At 68.3% G+C, this 20,270-nt stretch carries 18 protein-coding genes; 3 read left to right on the forward strand and 15 right to left on the reverse strand.

From position 1 onward, the window contains the following. From AC1D0A_RS05670 to AC1D0A_RS05705, 8 genes are all read right to left on the reverse strand, one after another. Positions 1 to 1,788: a DEAD/DEAH box helicase gene (locus AC1D0A_RS05670; RefSeq protein WP_079554437.1), complete on the reverse strand. Its 1,788-nt coding sequence runs from the start codon at positions 1,786 to 1,788 to the stop codon at positions 1 to 3. A 213-nt stretch (positions 1,789 to 2,001) separates the two neighbouring features. After that, a complete protein-coding gene (locus AC1D0A_RS05675) occupies positions 2,002 to 2,319 on the reverse strand; it encodes a DUF3039 domain-containing protein (protein ID WP_370122952.1) in 318 nt (105 codons plus the stop codon). Between the two features lie 60 nt (positions 2,320 to 2,379). Beyond that, positions 2,380 to 3,162 (reverse strand): glucosamine-6-phosphate deaminase, encoded by a 783-nt coding sequence (nagB, locus tag AC1D0A_RS05680; RefSeq protein ID WP_028276050.1) that lies wholly within the window; start codon positions 3,160 to 3,162, stop codon positions 2,380 to 2,382. A gap of 58 nt (positions 3,163 to 3,220) precedes the next feature. Beyond that, complete coding sequence (locus AC1D0A_RS05685) at positions 3,221 to 4,792, reverse strand: transporter (RefSeq protein WP_243181267.1); 1,572 nt, start codon at positions 4,790 to 4,792, stop codon at positions 3,221 to 3,223. After that, positions 4,774 to 5,589, reverse strand: coding sequence for an ABC transporter ATP-binding protein (locus AC1D0A_RS05690; protein WP_476945355.1), 816 nt, complete (start codon positions 5,587 to 5,589; stop codon positions 4,774 to 4,776). The genes AC1D0A_RS05685 and AC1D0A_RS05690 overlap by 19 nt, the downstream gene beginning before the upstream one ends. Before the next feature lie 119 nt (positions 5,590 to 5,708). Continuing rightward, positions 5,709 to 6,809, reverse strand: coding sequence for an NADH:flavin oxidoreductase/NADH oxidase (locus AC1D0A_RS05695; RefSeq protein WP_243181265.1), 1,101 nt, complete (start codon positions 6,807 to 6,809; stop codon positions 5,709 to 5,711). After that, positions 6,809 to 7,846, reverse strand: a complete 1,038-nt coding sequence (locus AC1D0A_RS05700) for a co-chaperone YbbN (protein ID WP_476945356.1) — start codon at positions 7,844 to 7,846, stop codon at positions 6,809 to 6,811. The genes AC1D0A_RS05695 and AC1D0A_RS05700 overlap by 1 nt, the downstream gene beginning before the upstream one ends. 56 nt (positions 7,847 to 7,902) lie before the next feature. Beyond that, the gene (locus AC1D0A_RS05705; RefSeq protein WP_476945357.1) at positions 7,903 to 9,789 is read right to left on the reverse strand and encodes a hypothetical protein; all 1,887 of its coding nucleotides are present in this window, start codon (positions 9,787 to 9,789) and stop codon (positions 7,903 to 7,905) included. A gap of 193 nt (positions 9,790 to 9,982) precedes the next feature. Between AC1D0A_RS05705 and AC1D0A_RS05710 the strand changes: the two genes are divergently transcribed. Continuing rightward, a complete protein-coding gene (locus AC1D0A_RS05710) occupies positions 9,983 to 11,299 on the forward strand; it encodes an AI-2E family transporter (protein ID WP_476945358.1) in 1,317 nt (438 codons plus the stop codon). A gap of 107 nt (positions 11,300 to 11,406) precedes the next feature. Here the strand turns inward: AC1D0A_RS05710 and AC1D0A_RS05715 are convergent, their stop codons facing one another. Both AC1D0A_RS05715 and AC1D0A_RS05720 read right to left on the reverse strand, forming a co-directional pair. Beyond that, on the reverse strand, positions 11,407 to 12,219 hold the full coding sequence (locus tag AC1D0A_RS05715) for an alpha/beta hydrolase (protein WP_476945359.1): 813 nt from the start codon (positions 12,217 to 12,219) through the stop codon (positions 11,407 to 11,409). A gap of 10 nt (positions 12,220 to 12,229) precedes the next feature. After that, complete coding sequence (locus tag AC1D0A_RS05720) at positions 12,230 to 12,601, reverse strand: hypothetical protein (protein WP_028276058.1); 372 nt, start codon at positions 12,599 to 12,601, stop codon at positions 12,230 to 12,232. Positions 12,602 to 12,682: 81 nt separating this feature from the next. Here AC1D0A_RS05720 and nucS point away from each other — a divergent pair, with 81 nt between their 5' ends. Beyond that, the gene (nucS, locus tag AC1D0A_RS05725) at positions 12,683 to 13,378 is read left to right on the forward strand and encodes an endonuclease NucS (protein ID WP_026266819.1); all 696 of its coding nucleotides are present in this window, start codon (positions 12,683 to 12,685) and stop codon (positions 13,376 to 13,378) included. Positions 13,379 to 13,666: 288 nt separating this feature from the next. Next, complete coding sequence (locus AC1D0A_RS05730; protein ID WP_011692441.1) at positions 13,667 to 13,870, forward strand: cold-shock protein; 204 nt, start codon at positions 13,667 to 13,669, stop codon at positions 13,868 to 13,870. Positions 13,871 to 14,049: 179 nt separating this feature from the next. On the opposite strand, the gene AC1D0A_RS05735 is transcribed toward AC1D0A_RS05730, so the two are convergent. The 5 genes from AC1D0A_RS05735 to atpD are packed head-to-tail and all read right to left on the reverse strand — an operon-like array spanning position 14,050 to position 20,262. Continuing rightward, positions 14,050 to 16,668, reverse strand: coding sequence for a bifunctional lysylphosphatidylglycerol flippase/synthetase MprF (locus AC1D0A_RS05735; RefSeq protein WP_476945360.1), 2,619 nt, complete (start codon positions 16,666 to 16,668; stop codon positions 14,050 to 14,052). Then, positions 16,665 to 18,074, reverse strand: coding sequence for an alpha/beta hydrolase (locus AC1D0A_RS05740; RefSeq protein WP_476945361.1), 1,410 nt, complete (start codon positions 18,072 to 18,074; stop codon positions 16,665 to 16,667). The genes AC1D0A_RS05735 and AC1D0A_RS05740 overlap by 4 nt, the downstream gene beginning before the upstream one ends. 5 nt (positions 18,075 to 18,079) lie before the next feature. Further along, on the reverse strand, positions 18,080 to 18,511 hold the full coding sequence (locus AC1D0A_RS05745; RefSeq protein ID WP_028276062.1) for a DUF2550 domain-containing protein: 432 nt from the start codon (positions 18,509 to 18,511) through the stop codon (positions 18,080 to 18,082). Between the two features lie 10 nt (positions 18,512 to 18,521). Beyond that, entirely contained in the window at positions 18,522 to 18,806 is a 285-nt protein-coding gene (locus tag AC1D0A_RS05750; protein ID WP_018775711.1) for a F0F1 ATP synthase subunit epsilon, read from the reverse strand. Position 18,807: 1 nt separating this feature from the next. Continuing rightward, positions 18,808 to 20,262 carry a F0F1 ATP synthase subunit beta gene (atpD, locus tag AC1D0A_RS05755; protein WP_018775710.1) on the reverse strand — a complete coding sequence of 485 codons (1,455 nt, stop codon included), beginning with the start codon at positions 20,260 to 20,262 and terminating at the stop codon, positions 18,808 to 18,810. Positions 20,263 to 20,270 lie beyond the last annotated feature (8 nt).

The raw sequence follows: 20,270 nt of genomic DNA on the forward strand, positions 1-20,270 counted from the left end.
CTACTTCCGGCCGATGAACCAGTCCTGGAGCTTGCGCAGGCGGGTCTGCAGCTGTTCCTCGTTGGCCTGGGCGACGGCCGGGCCGCCGCAGACGGTCCGGAGCTTGGTATGGATGACGCCGTGCGGGGTCCCGGTGCGGGCAGACCAGGCCGCGACGTTTTTGGCCAGCTCGGTGCGCAGGTCCATAAGCATCCGGTGGTCCGGCACGGCCGGGGCCGCAGCCGCGGCTGCCTCAGTCTGCGGGGAGCGCCTGTTCTTCCGGTTCAGCTGCTCGTGCTGGCGCTGGCGCAACAGCGTGCCGACCTGTTCAGCGTCCAGCAGTCCCGGGATCCCGAGGAAGTCGAGCTCGTCCTCCGAGCCCACCTCGCCGCCGGTGCCGAATTCGCCGCCGTCGAAGAGCACCCGGTCAAAGGACGCCTGGGAGTCGAGGGCCTCGAACTTGCCCTTCATCAGGGAATCGGAGGCCTTCTCCTCGCGGTTCGCCTCGTCCATGAGCGAATCCTCGGGATTGAAGAGGCCGTCGCTGTCTTCCTTCTCCGGGCGGTCCAGGGCGTGGTCGCGCTCGGCCTCCATCGAGTTGGCCAGGGCCATCAGCTGCGGCACGGAGGGCAGGAAGACCGACGCCGTCTCGCCGCGCTTGCGGGCACGCACGAAGCGCCCCACGGCCTGGGCGAAGAACAGCGGGGTGGAGGTCGAGGTGGCGTAGACGCCGACGGACAGCCGCGGAACGTCGACGCCTTCGGAGACCATCCGGACGGCCACCATCCAGCGCTTCTCGCTGGCGGTGAATTCCTCGATCTTGCTGGAGGCCTTCGCGTCGTCGGAGAGGATGACGGTGGGCGATTCGCCGGTGATCTTCTTCAGCTGGCCGGCATACGCGCGGGCGTCCTCGTGGTCCGTGGCAATGACCAGGCCGCCGGCATCCGGGACGCTGCGCCGGACCTCGCTGAGACGCTTGTCCGCGCCGGCCAGGACGGCGGGGATCCATTCGCCGGCCGGGTTCAGCGCGGTGCGCCAGGCCTGGGATGTGATGTCCTTCGTGACGGCCGACTCCCCGAGCGAGGCGGCCATCTCGTCCCCCGCGCTGGTGCGCCAGCGCATTTGGCCGGAGTAGGCCATGAACATCACCGGGCGGACCACGTGGTCGCGCAGGGCCTTGCCGTAGCCGTAGGTGTAGTCGGCCTTGGACCGCCGGATCCCGTCCCGGTCCTCGGCGTACTCCACGAACGGGATGGGCGAGGTGTCCGAGCGGAACGGGGTGCCCGTCAGGGAGAGCCGCCGGGCCGCCGGGTCGAACGCCTCACGGAGGCCGTCACCCCAGGACAGGGCCTCGCCGCCGTGGTGGATTTCGTCCAGGATCACCAGCGTGCGGGCGGCTTCGGTCTTGGCCCGGTGCAGCATGGGCTTGCTGGCCACCTGGGCGTAGGTCACGGCGACGCCGATGAATCCGCGGCCGTGCTGGCCGTCGGCATTCTTGAAGTTCGGGTCGATCGCGATGCCCACCCGGGCCGCGGCGTCGGCCCACTGGCGCTTGAGGTGGTCGGTGGGTGCCACGATGGTCACGCGGTTGACCACTCCGGAATCGATGAGCATGGACGCCACGCGCAGGGCGAAGGTGGTCTTACCCGCGCCGGGGGTTGCGACCGCAAGGAAATCCTTGGGATGGGTGCTGAAGTAGCTGTCCAGCGCCTCCTGCTGCCAGGCGCGCAGCTTGGGGGCGGTGCCCCAGGCGGCCCGCTCGGGATAGGCGGGGGGAAGCGTGGGTCCGCCGAAAAGTGTCTCCGTCATTAAGGCGCCCTCCATCCGCGCATGGCTGCAGCCGACGGAGAAACCCAATTAAGCACAAAAACACCAATCTTTTTGGATGGACCGTAAGGCAGTACCCGGACAGCATGGACCGGCAATCAGGAAAGCAGAAAATCAGGGGCGCGACGGCGCGCCGCCATAGGGAAGCGCCGTCAGACGACGGCTAACGGAACCTGTTGGTTCCGTTGATTGCCCTTACTTGTCGCCGGAGCCCTTGCCGCCGTCGTTTCCGGGGCGCAGGCCCTCGTAGACTTCCTTGCATTCGGGGCAGACGGGGAACTTCTGCGGATCCCGGCCCGGAGTCCAGACCTTGCCGCAGAGCGCGATCACCGGTTCACCGGTCAGCGCGGATTCCATGATCTTTTCCTTGCGCACGTAGTGCGAGAAGCGCTCCCGGTCACCGGGCTCAACTTCCTGGCGCAGTTCCTCGCGCTCGATCGTGGCCGTTGACGTCCCGGCTCCGGAGAGCTCGCGCATCGGATCGTTTTCGAGAGGATCGGTCATGCTAGTCATGACACCCATCTTAGCCGTTGGAAGGGCGCTGCCGGACCTGCGGGGTGCCGGCGGCGGGGCCTAGAGGCCCTGCCAGGCGGGTTTGTGGTCGTAGCTGTGGCGGTAGTAATCCGCCAGCCGCAGCGACGACGCCGCCGCCTCGTCCAGGAGGATGGTGGCGTGCGGGTGCAACTGCAGGACGGAGGCCGCACAGATGGCGGCGACGGGGCCCTCCGCGAGGTCCCGGACGGCCTGGGCTTTTTGCGCACCGGTGGCGATCAGGATCACGTGGCGGGCATCCAGGATGGTGCCCAGGCCTTGGGTCAGGACGTGGTGCGGCACGTCGGCCAGGCTGCCGAAAAACCGTGCGTTGTCCCGGCGTGTCTGCTCGATCAGGGTCTTGATCCGCGTCCGGGACGCCAGCGACGATCCCGGTTCGTTGAACCCGATGTGGCCGTCCGTTCCGACGCCGAGGAGCTGAAGGTCCACGCCCCCGGCATCGCGGATGGCATCTTCGTAGGCCCGGCAGGCTGCGGGGATGTCCGCCGCCGCGCCGTCGGGCACGTGGACGTTGGCCGGACTGATGTTCACCCGTGCGGTGAATTCGCGGGCGATCACCTCGCGGTAGGACTCCGGGTGGCCGGCCGGCAGCCCCACGTACTCGTCCAGGGCGAAGGCGCGGACCCGGCTGAAATCCAGGCCGGCGCGCTCGTGCCGCGCCGCCAGTTCGACATACACCGGCAGGGGCGTGGAACCGGTCGCCAGGCCCAGGACGGCGTCGGGCTTGCGGCGGAGAAGGGCCTCCACCGCATCCGCGGCAAGCGACGCGATCTGTTTGCTGCCGGGAAGGATGACAACTTCCATGATCCTGCCTTACTGGCCTACCTGGTTTCCGAGTCTGCGCACTCCCAGCATGCACCCGTCAGCGGTTGACAGCCAGTTGTGCCAGCAGCTCCGGCGCCCGCCGGTCCAGCCACGCTCCGCCGGTCCGGACACCGACGGCGAAGAGTGTGAGACCAAGCACGGGTCCGAGGGCCAGCGCGATCCAGCCCGGCACGGAGCTCCCAGTGATGAACTGCGCGGCCACGAGCGCCGCCTCGGGAGCCACGAGGACCAGAAGCACGGCCATGCCGCCGAACTGCACGGCGAGGGTCTGGGCCACGTTGCCCGGCGGCTTCTTGAACGGGCTGTCCCCCGGAAGCGGGACGCTCACGGTGTAGCGCGCCGAGATCACCGAGGCCAGGCCCAGGCCGGTGAAGAGGACGCCGAGGCAGAGGCCCAGGACCGCGGGCAGCTTGTCCCAGTCGCCGGTGAAGAAGAACGGCCCGACGCTGAACAGGACCGCCACCGGCAGCGCAAAGCTCAGGCATGCCAGCGCACGGCCGAGCCTGTCGTCGGCGCCGCGCACCCCCGTTGCCACGTGCAGGGCGAAGGCGGTGCTGTCATAGGAGACGTCCGTGGAGATCGACCACGCCAGGAGGAAGGCCGTCAGCGGCCCGACGAACTGGAACGGGCCGTAGAACCCGCTCTGGCTGCCCTGGAAGAGGAACAGCACCGGCAGGAGCGGAACGACCACGAGCGCGCCGGCGTAGCGGGGATCGCGCAGCCAGTAGTACAGGGACCTCGCGGCGACGGCGGCGGCCGGTGTCGCCGGGAGCAACCCGAACAGGCCCGTGCCGCCAGTCCGCCGCTTGGATGTCCCGGCGTAGGGCGGGGTCACCAGGGCGCGCTGCAGCAGGACCTTCCACGCCAGGGCCAGCCCCGCCAGGGTGGCCGCGGCGATGAGGAATTTCACGGTCGCGGCCGCGTAGCTGCCGGCAGCCAGCTCGCCGCCGAGCGAGAACGCCGCCCCGGCCGGCGTCCAGGACAGGGCCCTGGCCAGGCCGGTCAGGAAATCGCCGGAACCGGCGATTCCCCTCGCGATGCCCGCCACGATGGGCCCCGTGAGCACGAGCGGGATGAGGAAGGCGACTGAGCTGATGTCCTTGAAGCGCCGGGAGCTTGCCAGTCCGGCCGTGGCCGTGGTCACGACCTTGGAGAGAACAATGCAGCTCAGCACGCCCAGCACGGCACCGAGGAGGGCGCCGGCTGCGGCCGGCAGGCTGCGGGACCAGGTGCCCACCGTGGCGAGCGCAACGAGTGAGGTGGCGAGACCTGGTATGCCGATCAGGCCGCCGAGCGCCAGCCCGGCCAGCAGCTGCGGCATGGGCACGGCAAAGGTGGTGAACCGGGCAGGGTCCAGCGTCATGTCCGCGGCGGAGACAGCGACGGGAATGACGGCCCAGCCCAGCAGCGCCGTGGCGCCGCCCAGGACCACCACGGTCTGGGCGAGTTCAATCTCCACCCCGCGCAGGACGAACAGCCCGGCCACGCAAACAGCCACGATTCCCAGGGCATACAGGGCGCCGATCCCGAGGCCCACCAGCTGCCACGGGCTGCGCCGGACGCTGTTGCGCAGCAGGGTCAGCTTGAGCCTCAGAAGGTGCGCAACCATTCCAGCCCTTCCGTGTGGTTCCGGCCGCCCACGAGCTGCACGAAGCGGTCCTCAAGGGTGGCGCCGGCGCGGACTTCCTCCACAGTCCCGGCGGCGAGGACCCGGCCGCCCGCGACGACTGCGACGTGGTCGCACATGCGCTGGACCAGGTCCATGACGTGGCTGGAGACGATGACCGTTCCGCCCGAGAAAACGTAGCGGTCCAGGATGTCGCGGATGTTCGCCGCGGAGATCGGGTCCACCGATTCGAACGGCTCGTCGAGGACCAGCAGCCGCGGGGCGTGGATCAGCGCCGAGGCCAGCGCGATCTTCTTGGTCATGCCGGCGGAATAGTCCACCACCAGCGTGCCGGCGTCATTGGCCAGGTCCAGGGCAGCGAGCAGTTCCGCCACCCGCAACGCCACCATTTCCCGGTCCATCCCGCGCAGCAGGCCGGCATAGGTGACCAGCTGCTCGCCGCTGAGGCGGTCGAACAGCCGGACGCCGTCGGGCAGGATCCCCATCAGCTTCTTGGCCTCCAGCGGATGCTGCCAGACGTCGACGCCGTGGACCAGCGCGGTGCCGAAGTCCGGGCGCAGCAGGCCGGTCGCCATGGACAAGGTGGTGGTCTTGCCGGCGCCGTTGGGCCCGACCACTCCGTAGAAGGAGCCGGCCGGAACGTCCAGGCTGATGCCATCGACGGCGATTTTGTCGCCGAAGCGCTTGGCGAGGCCAAGCAGGGACAGGGCAGGAACCGGCGGCGACGACGGACCGGCCGGGGCTGGCTGTCCCTGCTGGCCAGGGGGTTGGAATGTCATGACGCCAGACTAACCGCCGGACGGCGCGAAAAGGATAGTCCGCAAGGCGTACGTTTTCACTCGCGGGAACCGGCACAGCTGTTTCTGGAATGAATGCGGTTCTGGAATGGATGCCGGTTCTAGAACGAATGCCGGGGCAGGGCGCGCTCGTACTGCGGCGGCCACGCGAGGTCATGGCCGAGCTCAAACGCGGCCCGCAGCCACCAGTGCGGATCCCGCAGGGCGGCACGGGCGATGAACACGCCGTCCGCCTGGCCGGTGGCCACCGCGTGCTCGGCCTGCCCGGCGGACGTCAGGAGTCCCACCGTGCCGGTCCTGACCCCGGTTTCGCGCCGGATCCGGGCGGAGAACCCGGTCTGGTAGCCGGGGCCCACGGGAATCTGCTGGTGCGCCACGGCCCCGCCGCTGGAAACGTCCACCAGGTCCACCCCGCGCTCGGCGGCGGCAGCGGCCATCCGGACCGAGGCGTCGGCCTCGATCCCGCCCGGCGCCCAGTCCGAGGCCGAGATCCGCAGCAGCAGGGGCATGGAGTCCGGGATGACCGCGCGGACCGCGTCCACCACGGCAAGCGTCAATCGGTTCCGGCCCGCCTCGTCCCCGCCCCAGCGGTCCGTGCGGTCGTTGACCAGCGGGCTCTGGAACTGGTGCAGCAGGTAGCCGTGCGCGCCATGGATTTCGATCGTGTCGAACCCTGCGTCGACGGCCCGCACGGCGGACGCGGCGAAATCGGCGATCACGCCGTCGATCTGCGCTTCCGTCATGGCCGACGGCGGCGCGTAGCCGTCGAATGCGCCGGTGCCAGGACCCACGGTGTCCCAGCCGCCCTCGGACGCCGGCACGCTGCCCAACTTGCCCGAGAACGGCCAGTAGGAGGACGCTTTTCGGCCTGCGTGCGCCAGCTGGGTGCCGATCTTGGTCTCCGCGGTGCCGTGGCGGTGCACGAAGGCGGTGATGCGTTCCCAGGCTGCGGCCTGGTCGTCGTTGTAGAGGCCGGCGTCGCGGGGGCTGATCCTGCCCGCGGCGTTCACGGCGTTGGCCTCGGTGAGGACCAGGGCCGCTCCCCCGGTGGCAAAGGAGCCCAGATGCATCAGGTGCCAGTCTGTGGGCACGCCCTCCCCCGTTTCCGGGTCGCAGCTGTACTGGCACATCGGGGACACCCAGCCACGGTGCTGCAGCCGCAGGGACCTCAGATCCAGCGGCGCGAAAAGTGCCGATCCCACTAGAACAGCACCCGGGCCAGCCCCTGGCGGGCCTTGGCGACGCGGTCGTCGCCGGTGCCGACGACGTCGAAGAGTTCAAGCAGCCTCACCCGGGCGGTCTCCCGTTCCGGGCCGAAGTTGCGGCCAATGAACGTCACGATCCGGCCAAGGCCGTCCTCGATGTGGCCGCCGGCGATATCCAGGTCCGCAACCCCGAGCTGGGCCTCGAGGTTGTCCGGCTCGTCGGCCGCGMGCCGGCGCAGGGCATCTGCCTCGGGCCCGGAGAGGGCCTGCAGGCGATCCATCAGTTCCACCTGTGCCAGGCCGGCCTTGGCCTCCGCGTCGGCGGGCATCTCGTTCAGGGCCTGCCGGTAGGCGGCGGCCGCGGCCGCGTAGTCGCCGGCCTCGATCGCATCGAACGCCGCCTGGTGCAGCGGCGGCAGTGGCGGCGCCTCCGGTTCCGCGCCACCCGGGCCGCCGGCGCCGATCCGCCCGGTCACGCCGTTGGCGGCCGCGACCTTGAGAAGTTCATCGAACAGGCTGCGTACCTGCTGTTCGTCCGCGCCGCCCTGGAAGAGCGGCACGGGCTGGCCCTTGACCACCGCGACGGCGGTCGGCACGGCCTGCACCTGGAACGCCTGGGCAAGTTCCGGGAACACGTCGATGTCCGCGGCCCCGAGGACCAGCCGGCCGTCGTAGCTCTCGACGATGCCTTCAAGGACGTCCACCAGCTGGCCGGAGCCTGGCGAATACGAGGCCCAGAGCGCGATCACCACCGGCACCTGGGCCGAGAGGTCCACGAGCTCCTGGAAGTTGCCCTCGGTCACATCCACGCGCAACGGCCGGCCTGCGTGGTCGGCCGGGCCGGATGCCGGGGCCACCGGGGCACCGGCAGAACCGGCGGAGGCCGCCGGGCCGGGGGCTGCGGCGCCGGGACGGGCAGGTTCCGGAGAACTCGGCGCCGGCCGCTGTTTTAGGGCGGAGAGATCGACGGCGCCGCGCAGGTTCAGCGGGCTGGCGGCAACTGGCGGGACCGGGCGGGAAGCTGGCGTAGTCATAGCTCCACTCTAGCCATTGAAGTCCCGCCCGGCGCCACCATGCCCGCCGGCGAAGGCTACTTGAAGGACGCCCCGACCAGGCCGCGGGTGGCGGCCACGAGCTTCATCGGATCCTTGGAACCGGCCGGCGGAACATAGACAGCCACGGACTCTGCGAAGTCCAGCACCATGCCGGTGCTGGTCTCCTTGCCGCCGGCCAGGGCGGCCGCGTCGTCGCCGATGGTGAGCTTGTCCCCGTCGGCCTTCGGAGTGCCGTCGAACGAGAAGTTCAGCCGTCCCAGGACCAAGGCCCCGCCGTCAGCGGTTCGGAACACGACAGTGTTGTCCGCGGCCGCCTTGTGCGTGAAGGCGAAGGTGCCGTTGACGCCTGATTTGACGACGTCGGCCTGGTAGGCGAGGGTGTCCGCGATGTAAGGGGAGGACTGGCCTTCGACGAGCTTGTCCTTGAAGGTGGAGTCGGCCTTGGTCAGGCGGTCACCGAGCCCGGCGAGGGCTTCGTCGCCGCTGTACGAGAGCCCGGTCTTGTCCGCGGGCGCCAGCGTCTCCGTACCGGCCCGGCCGATTCCCGGGAATGTGGCACCCGGCTGCAGCGGGGTGCTGCTGACCAGCTTGTAGTTATCCCGCGGGGACTCCTGGGTCAGGGTCAGCAGCTGCGGGACAACGTTGCCCTCACCCTGCGTCACGGCCATGACCGAGCGCGGCCAGCTGCGCTTGTTGGTGACCACCGTGGTCAGCAGCTTGGTGGAGCGGACAGGCATGCGGGCCTCGTAGGAACCGACCTGCGAGCGGATCTTGTAGTTCTGTGTGCGCACCTGGAGTTCGGACTTGGCCACCCGCGGCGCCAGCTTGGCGGCGTCCTTGGCAGCGTCTCCTGCATCGACGGCACCGGCAACCTGTTCCAGGACGCGGCGGAACTGCGCGTCCAGCAGCACCGGCGCATCGCCGGTCTGGCCCTCGCTGCCCGGGGTCGCGGCGTCGGAGGCCGGGGCACCGGAGGCGGGAGCACTGGAGGCCGGGGCACTGGGCGACGGCGCGGGCGTCTGGCTGGCCTGGGCGGCCACTGACGTTCCGGCGACGGCAGCGGCGGTCAGCACCGCCACCACGATGCCGGAACGGCGCACCGTGCCGGAGCCCTTCTTCTGGCCGGCCGCTGCTTTCTCCGGGCCTGTTTTCTCCGGCGTGGCCGGCTGCGGCGCAGTCTCGGGTGCGGGGGTGCCGGGTGCGGCAGGATCCTGGGTGCTTGCCGTCGAGCCGTTGTCCCCGCGGCGTGCCGCGGCCTTGGCCTGCGCGCGGCGGGCGAACGTGCCGCCGCCGGTGCCGCCGCCGTCGCGGTTGCCTGACTTCGGCTTGAGGACCAGCAGCGCCCCGCCGGCGATGATCAGCAGGCCGCCGAGCACCATGAACGGAATGGCCCACGGCGTGGAGGTGTCGTTCGGGAAAGTCATCGTGATGGAGCCCGGGGCGGGCTTGGTGCCGTCCGCGGCGAGGAGCAGCGACCAGTCGCCGTCGGCCGGCGCGTTCCACGAGTAGTCCATTTCGCCGGTGGCGTTCTCGGTAGTGACCCAAAGATCCGATCCGGCGGGCGACGGCGCGGTAGCTTCGCCGTCGGTATGCGTCAGCTGCAGCGCCTTGCCGTCCTCGGAGACGCCGGCGACGGTGTTGTGGGCCGTCTTGCCCACCCAGGCGTCGACGTCGTCCGGCCGGCCCGCGGCCAGCAGGAAGGCCCCTTCACCCTTGACCGTAATCTTCACGGTCCCGGGGTGCAGAGTCTTCAGCTTCTCGTCGAAGACGGTCAGCGGCGCGGCGGTGCCGGTCGGAGCGGTGGCCGTAATCGTCTCCGGGGGAGCCCAGAACGTCTTCTGGCCAATCCCGGCCAGGAGTGTCAGGAGGCCAAGCAGCACCAGGGCGACTGCAGTCTTGAAACGCAAAATACTACCTATCATCAGCGGACAGTTAGCTTCAATAGTAACCATTTTGTTACCCGCGAGTCAGATCGGGGACCCGGACGGCCCCCAGCGGCTGTGGCCGCGGGGGCATTTTTCCCCTCTGGTGACAAGCCTGCTGATAGTGTTTGCGGTGATCATCACACCAGTGCCGCGAGTGTGGCGCAGCAAGGAATTAAGGGCATTTAACGCAGTGACTGAACATACGGATTCGTCCTCCGCCGGACCAGAAGAAGCGCAGGAGTCCGACGGCCAGGAACCCGGCCCCGAACAACCCGTTTCCAGTCCCCGGCCCACAACCTCCCGCCCCCGGATTGCCGCGGCAAATGTCCTGCTGTCCGCGGCCCGGCGCCTGCGCCAGCCCCTGCCCGGAGCCCAGCCGAGAATCCGCTTCGAGATGCCCCCGGAGCATGAGGCCGGGGACGAGGAGACGTCCGCGGCCGATGCCCGCTTCGGCAGTCCCGGTCCGCGCATGTCGGCCCAGCACCCCCTGTATATGGGCTTCATGGGCACGGTCGGCGTCGGCTTCGCCCTCCTGGTCTACTGGATCGGGTCAAATACGACGCAGCTGCTCTTGTGGATCATCACGGCGCTCTTCATCACCCTCGGCCTGGACCCGGTGGTTCGCTGGCTCGAACGCCGGAATGTCCCCCGGGCCGCCGGCATCCTCCTGTCCGTATCGACCCTGGCACTCGGAGTCGCCGCATTTTTTGCCGCCCTGATCCCCACGATCGTGCAGCAGGTGACGCAAATCGTGCAGCAGGCGCCCAAGTGGGTCCAGGAGTTTATTGACTCGGAATTCTTCCGGAGCGTCGACAGCCAGTTCGGCATCCGGGACCGGATCAGCCAGGAGCTGGAGAAGTTCGTGAACAACCCGGACGCCATGGGCGGCATCTTCGGCGGTGTTGTGGGCTTCGGCTCCACCGTGGCAAACGGACTGTTCGGCGCACTGATCGTGCTGGTCCTGAGCCTGTACTTCCTCGGTGCCCTGCCCGCCATGAAGAAGTGGGGCTACCGGCTCGCGCCGCGCTCGCGCCGGGCCCGGGTTGAAGCCCTGTCCGAGGAAATCACCGGTTCGGTGGGCAACTACGTGATCGGCCAGGCCGCCGTCGCAGTGCTGAACGCCACGTTCGCGTTCATTGTGATGTCGATCATCGGCGTACCGTTCGCCACGCTGCTGGCGTTCGTGGTGGCCCTGCTGGCGTTCATCCCGCTGGTGGGCGGCATGATTGCCGGGTTCCTGGTGACAATCGTGGCACTGACCGCCGGCTGGCAGACCGCGCTCGTCTTCGCCATCTGCTATTTCGCCTACCTCCAGTTCGAGGCTTACTTCATCTCACCGCGCATCATGCAGAAAGCCGTGGCGGTGCCGGGCGCCGTCGCCGTCATCTCGGTCATCGCCGGCGGCAGCCTGCTGGGCGTCCTCGGAGCCCTGATCGCCATTCCCACCGCGGCGGCCATCATGCTGCTGGTCAAAGAAATCCTCATCGCGCGCCAGGACAGCCGCTGACAGTTCCGCCTGGCGGATTTTCGCACTGAAACAGGACGGCCGCACCGTGGTCCACGGTGCGGCTGTCCTGTTTCGGTGCGGTTTTTTTCCTTTGCGCCGTTGGCGGCTCAGGCGTGTGCCGTGGCGACCGGCCCGTCCCATTCCTGCGGAAGCACAGTTCCGGCGCTGCCAGATCCGGCACTGCCGGGGATGACCTCCTCCACGATTTCGTTGAGAACCCGCCCGGCGTACTTCTCCCCCACCCACAGGTGCTTGGCGCCGTCGACCCCCAGCACCTGCGCCTGCGGCACCAGCGCGAATCTCGCGGCCGCAGCCGCCGGCTGCAGGTAGTCGTCGTGCTCGGGGACCAGGACCTTCAACGGCTTGCCGGCCTCGGCCCATTCCTTCAGGTGCACGTCCGTGGCCCGGTGCAGCGGGGGCGAGAGCAGCACAGCCCCCTCGATTTCCGAGGCGACGGGCTCGGTAGCGCCGTACATCAGGGCCAGCTCGGTGCCGAAGGACCAGCCGACCAGCCACCGGTTTGGCAGGCCGCGGTCCACGGCGAACTGCACCGCGGCCTCGACGTCGAGACGCTCGCCGACGCCTTCCTCGAAGGCTCCCCCGCTGGTTCCCCGCGGCGATGAGGTGCCGCGTGTGTTAAAGCGCAGGACGGCGATTCCCGCGAGGGCTGGCAGCCGGTAGGAGGCCTTGCGGTAGACGTGCGAATCCATGAAGCCGCCGTGCGTCGGCAGCGGGTGCAGCGTGATGAGTGTTGCCTTGATTCCGCCGGTTTCCGGGACGGCGAGCTCGCCCACCAGCCGGTGCCCGTCCGACGTGCGGAGTTCGACGTTCTCGCGGCGGGCCGGCAGGACCGTGGAGGCGCGGATGGCAGTGGGAGCAGAGGGCTGGGTGAAGACGTAGGACGCGGGATCAAAGCTCATGCTGACCAGCTTAGCGATACCGGTAGCTCCGCGAAGTCCAGCAGTTGCTGTGCCAGTGGCGCCGCTCGGCGAGACCCGCGGCGGCGCCAAAGAGATGGTCCTCGGACCAGACCACCAGGTGGGCGATTCCCGGCAGCACGGCGGTGGAGCAGCCCGGGCAGATGTAGGTCTTCTCGGCGCGGCCCGCGGTGATGGGGCGGACCATCCATTCGCCGTCCGGTGCGCTCTCCCGGCGGGCGAAACCCGAGCGGGCGCGCTCCAGGTCAAGTTCCGGTGCCGGTCCGTGCTTGGCTCCGGCGGCTTTGCTCTTTCCGGGCGCTGTGCCCTTGCCGGAGCCTGTCTTCGCAGAACCGGCGCGGCGGGGTCGGTTGGAACGGGGCATGCCTCCATTCTGCCCCAGTCCGGCTGCCGCCCGTTGCCGGGCCGCCAAGCCGCCGCCCGCGCAGGCGGTAGAGTTGACCGGGTGCGTTTAGTCATAGCCCGCTGCTCCGTTGATTACGTCGGCCGCCTCAAAGCCCACCTGCCGCTGGCCACCAGGCTGCTGCTGGTCAAGGCCGACGGTTCGGTCCTGGTCCATTCCGACGGCGGGTCCTACAAGCCGCTGAACTGGATGAGCCCTCCTGCGTCCCTGCGGGTCTCCACACCCGATGAGGTCGACGTCGAGGTCGGCGTCGTCGAACAGTGGACGGTCCAGTCGGCCAAGACCGATGACCGGCTCATCATCAACATCCACGAGCAGCTGCACGATACCTCCCACGAACTGGGCCAGGACCCCGGCCTGATCAAGGACGGCGTCGAAGCGGACCTCCAGCGGCTCCTGGCCGCCCAGATCGAACTGCTGGGCACCGGGTTCTCGCTGATCCGCCGCGAGTACTTCACCGCGATCGGCCCCGTGGACATCCTTGCCCGGGACGCGGATGGCGCCACCGTGGCCATTGAGCTCAAGCGCCGGGGGGACATCGACGGCGTCGAGCAGCTCACCCGGTACCTGGAACTGCTGAACCGGGACCCGCTGCTGGCCCCTGTCCGGGGAATCTTCGCAGCCCAGCAGATCAAGCCGCAGGCCAAGGTCCTCGCCAAGGACCGCGGAATCGACTGCGTGACCCTGGACTACGACGCCATGCGCGGCGTTGACGACAGCGAATCCCGGCTCTTTTAAGCACCCTGCGGCAGGCTTTCCGTGGCGGCGATTCGCGTTAAGACGTTCTTTGCACAATTTTTATGCAATTCTTCCGTTCGCCCGTTGACCTGACGCAAGTGTCATGAAATTCTTATACGAGTCTTTGTGTAGGTGTTTTTCATGCTCGCAAGACATGTTGCGAGCGTGAAGCTCCTGCCGCCACGGTCCGTGAATCCGGTTCCGTTGCCAAAGGTTCTTCTCGCAGAGTGACCAAGTCCGGTGCGAAGTGCGCCGGATTTATTCAAGATCCACAATGAGGAGAAACAAATGGCTCAGGGAACCGTCAAGTGGTTCAACGCAGAAAAGGGCTTCGGCTTCATCACCCCGGATGACTCCGATGGCGATGTCTTCGTTCACTACTCCGAGATCCAGACCGGTGGCTTCAAGACCCTCGACGAGAACCAGCGTGTTCAGTTCGAGATCGGCCAGGGCGCCAAGGGCCCCCAGGCCACCGGCGTAACGCTGGTCTAGTCTGCCGCCGGGAAGTGCTTTAGGGCATTTCCGGCACCAGGAATGATCCCCGGCATTAGTGCCGGGGATCATTTTTTTGTGCATTCTTCGGCGCGGTGTTTCAGGTCGTCCGCATTGGCCCGGTGCATTCTTCGGCCGAATTCCGCACTAACCCCGGGCACTAACCCGCAGGGCCCTGCCTAACGCACCAAAGTGCGCAGCAGCCGGGCACTTTGCCGGACGGACAACCCGGGAAGGTACGCGCGGCTCAGGGCCCGGCCCATCGCCGGCAATTGCAACGGATCCTGGTAGTAGAGGTACAGCGTGCGGTAGTCCGGTTTGAAACGCGACTTGAAGGTCGCCAGCGAGCGGAAGCCGTAGACGGGTTCCAGGGCCCTGCCCACCACGTCCAGGATCCCGGCCAGCCCCTCCGGCCCGGCGTCGCTGCCGCCGGAATCGCTGCCGGAGTCGCTGCCCGAGTCGCTGGCGCCGGCAATGTCTCCGTCACGGTCCTTCGCCAGCGGCGATCCGGACAAGGAGATCACCTCAACCGTGCGCTTGAGTTCCAGCACGGCGGAAGCAATGAGGAACTCCATGACACCAGGGAACGCGTCGCCGCGCCGGCGCATGAAGTCCAGGGTCCAGCTCACGAGCTGTCCGTGCTCGTACACCGGCAGCCAGCTCGTAACGCCCTGCACGCGTCCGGAGGCGTCCGCCGCCAGGCAGCACAGCACCTCGTCGTCGTCGAGCTCGTCGATGCTGCCGAGCGTGAAGCCCATCTCCGGCACGTGCTTTTGCGCCGCCCATTCTTCGGAGACCTCGCTGAGCTGGGTCCGCAGCGGGGCCGGGAATTCGCTGTAGCGCCCCCATACGGCCTGGACACCGGTCTTCGCGGCACGGTTCAGGGCGGTGCGGACGTTTTGCCATTCCTTGCCCTTGAACTCGAGTTCGCGCACGGCGAGCCTGGTTTCCTGGGCCACGGCCACGCGGCGGAATCCGCGGGCCCGGAGCATCGGCCAGAGTTCGGCGGTGCAGGAGTAGAAACACGGGATCAGGGCGTGTTCGGCGCAGTAGCGCATGAAACCCGCTGCGGTCTCCTCGCGGAGGGCAGCGGATCCGAACGGGCCCGCCAGCGTCAGGGCCACGTTGCCGTGCTGCTGATAGGCCACGCCGCCGCGCCGGTCCGGCGTAAACCAGTATTTGTTCGGTTCCCAGAGCGCCATCCAGGACAGTGAGTCCCCGCCTTGGCGGATCAGGTCACGCGCCGTGTCCCGGTCCCCGGAGCCGACGTCGGTGCTGTGTCCGGTACCGTGCAGCCGCCGCCGCAGCACCAGCCAGACCGCCGCCAGGGCCACCCCCCAGAAGATGATGCCGGCATAGGCGAACAGAAATGACTCGACGGCGTTGCGGTTCTGGAACAACCGGCTGTAGGCGCCCGGAATGGGCAGCGGCAGGTACTGCCGGGCGAGTTCCGCCGCGAGGCCCAGCACTCCCCCGTCGCGGTCCATCCCGCCGGCGGCGAGCCAGGCCACCGAATACGCCCCGGCGAGCACCAGCCACGTGCCCCCGACCACGATGCCCAGGGTCCGCCTGGCCCGCGGAGCAGTCTCCACCCTGAACTGCCGGCGGTTAAGCCACAGCAGCACAACGAGCAGCAACGGAACGGCGACGAGCGGCAGGACGCGGACGAAGCCTGAGCCCATCACGGCCGTGTGCGGCTGGCTGGCGTAGTGCGGAATCCGGGCGAACAGGGCCAGGTACACGGCGGCCAGGGCTGTCACGCCGAGCTGGACGATGATCGCGATCCGCAGGGCCAGGCGGCGGCCCTGCCGCATGCCGTCCGCACAGATCAGCAGCAGGATCACCGGGACAACCGCCAGCGCGAGGCCCAGCGGACCGGCGAGTCCGGCGCGGCCGGCCTCCAGGCAGCTGACGTCCACCGTGCCGCCGCAGTTTTCCTCCAGCTGGCCCAGTGTGGGCAGCGGGTTCAGCACGACGTCGCGCAACAGGGCCAGGGGCCCGGTGGGGCTGCTGACGGCGGCCGTGAGGATCGGCCCCACCGCGAAGATCGCGACCGTGAGCGCCAGCAGGTTGCGTGTCTCGCGTCCGGTTGAACGGTGCCGGTGCAGGGTCCCCCGGTCGCCCTGGATCCACCAGCCCGCGGCTAGGCCGGCAAGGGCACCGGCGAGCCCAACCACTGTCTCCGGATGCCCGACGTAGAGCACCAGCAGCAGGGACGCGGACAGGCCGGCGGTCCGCAGCCTGCGTTGCCACAGCGTGGGTAGCAGGCCGCTGGCGGCCAGGGCCACGGCCAGGACGGCGGCGTAGGGGCCGATCAGCCGGGCGTTGACCATGAGCCCCAGCCAGCCGTCGCCAATGTACCGGGCCAGCTGGGTGACCAGCAGGAACACCGTCACCGCAGCGAACTGGCCTACAAAGAAGAATACGGCCGTCCGCAGGGTCCCCAGATGCCGTTCAGCGAGTCCCAGCAGCAGGAGGATCATCAGTGATGCGGTCAGGTAGGCCAGCAGGTTGGTGGCGAAGAACAGCGAGGTGAACAAGGACCACCAGTGCCCCGCCTTCAGCCCCGAAGCGTTGACGGACGCTACGGGCAAGAGGGCGCCGGGCGGGCCAGACAGGAAGCTGCCCGTGACGGCCCCGACACCGAGGAAGGCCGCGAGGACCGCCAGCGTGAAGGGTACGGCACGGAAGTGCGCCAGCGTCCGGCGCAGGCCCTGGCGCCAGACACCCTGCAGCGGCGGGATCTCCGGGCCCGGGCCCGCCGCGGTCCGGTTACTGCCGGTCTTGGCCTGGCTCATGGCTCGATCCCCCAGCGTCGGGCCAGGAAGTCCAGGCCGCCGGGAAGGCCGCCGGATGCCACGTCCCAGGAGTGCCCCGCGTTGGCGATCCGGTGTGTTTCGACGCTGAACCCCGCCCGGCGTGCCGCCTCGGAGAGCGCGTCCATGTGGCCGGTGAACTGCGGGTCGCGGTCTCCGGCGGCGAAATACACGCCGTGGCCGTCGAAGCGGTGTTCCGCCATGACGCGCAGCGGGGTCAGCTGGTCGAAGGCCGCGGCGTCGGCGCCGAAGGAGGCCTCAATGGTCTCGGCCCGCACCTTCGCGAGGGCAGGCTCCTCCTCGCTGGAGAAGGCCAGCGCGGCGCTGTAGACGTCCGGATGCCTCGTGACCATCTGCATGGCGCACGTGCCGCCAAAGGAGAAGCCGCCCGCGGCCCACTGGCGGGGATCCGGGTCGACGTCGAGCGTGCGCTTGATCCAGTCCGGCACGTCCCGCGCCAGGAAGGTGTCCGCCTGGGCAATCCGGCTGTCCATGCACAGCGTGTTTCCCGCGGCCGAGCCGTTGGGATCGACCACCACCGTTACCGGCGCCACCCCGGCGTGCTCCGCGGCGAACCGGTCGAGCCGGCTCCGGAGTGCGCCGCCGGTCAGCCAGTCGGCAGGACCTCCCGGCTGGCCGGAAAAGAGGACCAGCACCGGCAGCGCGGGCCGGGGGGAACCCAGGTAGGCCGGAGGGAGATAGACGTAGGCGTCCCTGCTCTGGAAGCCGGAGACGGTGCCCGGGATGACCGCCTTGCGGATGACGCCGTCGGGAAGGTGGGCGGGCGCCTGCCAGTGGGCGAGCCCGGTGGCGGCAGGGGCGCCGGCGGCGCGCGTCAGGCCGGCCTCGAGCGGCTGGATCCGGGCTGCGGCCGCTCCGGTGAGGTCGCCGACAGTGTGGTTCAGGCCGAAGTAAATGTTGATCTGGACGGCGGACAGAGCGACGACGGCCAGGAAAGCCGCCGTGGCTGCTGCGCTTGAACGCCAGCGACGGCTACGGCTCGGATTAGAGCCGGTCGGATTAGTGCCGGGCCGTCCGCGGCCCCAGAGCCCAAGCAGACGCATGAACCACAGCAGCAGGGCGAGGACGCCGGCAACGGACCAGGCGAGGGTTTCCCCCGGCAGTTCGGCAGGGAAGACATTGACGGCGTAGAGCAGGAACCAGTGCACGGCAGCGACGAGCGCCGCGGCGAGCAGGGTCATGGCAGCCGCGACGGCCACGGCCGCGCCGGGCTCGCGGCGGCCGGTGCGCCCAAAACCCGTGCGCGCAAAACCCGTGTGCCGGAGGGCAACGTGGGTCAGGAGGTAGGCCAGGCCCGCCGCGGCGGCGGCCCACACGAGCCACGCCACCGGCCCGTCGACCAGGCTCAGGCCATCGAGGTAGTCCACCGGGGCTAGCGCCAGGTGCCGACGCCGATGACGGGTCCGGCCTCAAGCCAGGATGACAACCCTGTGTAGGCATCAAATCGCATGGCCAGCAGGACCTGCTGGCCCTCGTAGCGGAGCTCCACGATAACGGCGTCGGGCTGGACCTTGAGGAGCTCGGATTCGGTCGGCTTCCGCCGGCCAAGCAGCTCCAGTGAGCTACGCCGGAAGGTGTGCTTGGGGCGGACGCTGAGTGAGACCAGGCGGAACCATTCGAGGTCGTTGTCCTGATAACGACAAACCCCCATCTGCCAGCTGTTTCCAGCCGTGCAGATGGAGGCGTCCACCGTGCCCAGGGCGCGCCGCAGATTGAAGCGGCGCACCCCCGAAAGGCACAGTGCAAATACCAGCAACGCAAACGCAGTTGCCAGGACGATGAACGGCAAACCAATATCGTTCATCAAGGTCGTGCTAGCGGATCCCCGCAGTAGCCGCTTCGCCCATTTGGGCGTTGTCAGCAACAATGACCACCCTGTTGTTGTCGACAGAGAAGAATCCCCCGTCAACGACTACAGCGATGCGGTCACCGGATACCGGCTCGATTGCCAGCTCACCTTCGGCCAGAATCGCCAGCAGGGGCGAGTGGCCGGGCAGGATTCCGATTTCACCATCGCTGGTGCGGGCCTTGACCATCTTGGCCGCTCCGGACCACACAAAGTGGTCCGCTGCGACAATCTCAACCTCAAGCTCAGCCATATTACTTGGTCTGTTCCTGGATCTTGGCCCACTGGCGCTCGACGTCGTCCAGGCCGCCGACGTTGAAGAACGCCTGCTCTGCAACGTGGTCAAGGTCGCCGTCGCAGATAGCGGTGAAGCCTTCAACAGTGTCCTTGATGGACACGGTGGAGCCCTCGACGCCGGTGAACTGCTTGGCGGTGTAGGTGTTCTGCGAGAGGAACTGCTGGATGCGCCGTGCACGCGACACGACGATCTTGTCTTCTTCAGAGAGTTCGTCAACGCCGAGGATGGCGATGATGTCCTGAAGTTCCTTGTTCTTCTGCAGGATCTGCTTGACGCGGACGGCCGTGTTGTAGTGGTCGTGGCCGATGTACTGCGGATCCAGGATGCGGGAGGTCGACGTCAGCGGGTCAACGGCCGGGTACAGACCACGGGAAGCGATTTCACGGGAAAGTTCCGTGGTCGCGTCGAGGTGTGCGAAGGTCGTGGCCGGAGCCGGGTCGGTGTAGTCATCTGCGGGAACGTAGATGGCCTGCATCGAGGTGATGGAGTGGCCCTTGGTGGACGTGATGCGCTCCTGGAGGAGGCCCATCTCGTCAGCCAGGTTGGGCTGGTAGCCCACGGCCGACGGCATGCGGCCGAGGAGGGTGGAAACCTCGGAGCCTGCCTGGGTGAAGCGGAAGATGTTGTCGATGAAGAGCAGCACGTCCTGGTTCTGCACATCGCGGAAGTACTCCGCCATGGTCAGGGCGGACAGTGCAACGCGCAGACGCGTTCCCGGCGGCTCGTCCATCTGGCCGAACACAAGGGCGGTGTCCTTGAGGACGCCGGCCTCTTCCATTTCGACCCAGAGGTCGTTACCTTCACGGGTACGCTCGCCGACACCGGCGAACACCGAGGTGCCGCCGAAGTTGCGGGCAACACGGGTGATCATTTCCTGGATCAGCACGGTCTTGCCGACGCCGGCACCACCGAACAGGCCGATCTTGCCACCCTTGATGTACGGGGTGAGGAGGTCGATCACCTTGATGCCGGTTTCCAGCATCTCGGTGGAGCCTTCCAGGGTCGCGAAGGCCGGAGCCTTGCGGTGGATAGGCCAGCGTTCGCTGATCTGGAGTTCGGACTCGGCAACGTCGAGGGGCTGGCCCAGCACGTTGAAGATGTGGCCCTTGACGCCGTCGCCCACGGGCACGGAGATCGGGGCACCGGTGTCCACCACGTTGGTACCGCGGACAAGTCCGTCGGTGGCCTGGAGGGAGATGGCACGGATCAGGTTGTCACCCAGGTGCAGGGCAACCTCGAACGTGATGGTTCGGGTCTCACCGTTGAGAGTGATCTCGGTGGTGAGTGCGTTGTAAATCGAGGGGATTGCGTCAGCCGGGAATTCGACGTCGACAACCGGGCCAATAACACGTGCAATACGACCGGTAGCACCGGACGTTGCGGCTACGTGATCGGTAGCAGTGGCAGTCATCTCTCTCA

Source organism: Arthrobacter sp. P1_D4, assembly GCF_056406115.1.

Bases quoted from the DNA above. Each gene is read 5' to 3' on its own strand.
- AC1D0A_RS05715 (WP_476945359.1), bottom strand. From the start codon at position 12,219: ATGAGCTTTGATCCCGCGTCCTACGTCTTCACCCAGCCCTCTGCTCCC.
- nagB (WP_028276050.1), bottom strand. From the start codon at position 3,162: ATGGAAGTTGTCATCCTTCCCGGCAGCAAACAGATCGCGTCGCTTGCC.
- AC1D0A_RS05670 (WP_079554437.1), bottom strand. From the start codon at position 1,788: ATGACGGAGACACTTTTCGGCGGACCCACGCTTCCCCCCGCCTATCCC.
- AC1D0A_RS05685 (WP_243181267.1), bottom strand. From the start codon at position 4,792: ATGGTTGCGCACCTTCTGAGGCTCAAGCTGACCCTGCTGCGCAACAGC.
- AC1D0A_RS05705 (WP_476945357.1), bottom strand. From the start codon at position 9,789: ATGATAGGTAGTATTTTGCGTTTCAAGACTGCAGTCGCCCTGGTGCTG.
- AC1D0A_RS05735 (WP_476945360.1), bottom strand. From the start codon at position 16,668: ATGAGCCAGGCCAAGACCGGCAGTAACCGGACCGCGGCGGGCCCGGGC.
- atpD (WP_018775710.1), bottom strand. From the start codon at position 20,262: ATGACTGCCACTGCTACCGATCACGTAGCCGCAACGTCCGGTGCTACC.
- AC1D0A_RS05675 (WP_370122952.1), bottom strand. From the start codon at position 2,319: ATGACTAGCATGACCGATCCTCTCGAAAACGATCCGATGCGCGAGCTC.
- AC1D0A_RS05730 (WP_011692441.1), top strand. From the start codon at position 13,667: ATGGCTCAGGGAACCGTCAAGTGGTTCAACGCAGAAAAGGGCTTCGGC.
- AC1D0A_RS05745 (WP_028276062.1), bottom strand. From the start codon at position 18,511: ATGAACGATATTGGTTTGCCGTTCATCGTCCTGGCAACTGCGTTTGCG.
- AC1D0A_RS05690 (WP_476945355.1), bottom strand. From the start codon at position 5,589: ATGACATTCCAACCCCCTGGCCAGCAGGGACAGCCAGCCCCGGCCGGT.
- AC1D0A_RS05750 (WP_018775711.1), bottom strand. From the start codon at position 18,806: ATGGCTGAGCTTGAGGTTGAGATTGTCGCAGCGGACCACTTTGTGTGG.
- AC1D0A_RS05720 (WP_028276058.1), bottom strand. From the start codon at position 12,601: ATGCCCCGTTCCAACCGACCCCGCCGCGCCGGTTCTGCGAAGACAGGC.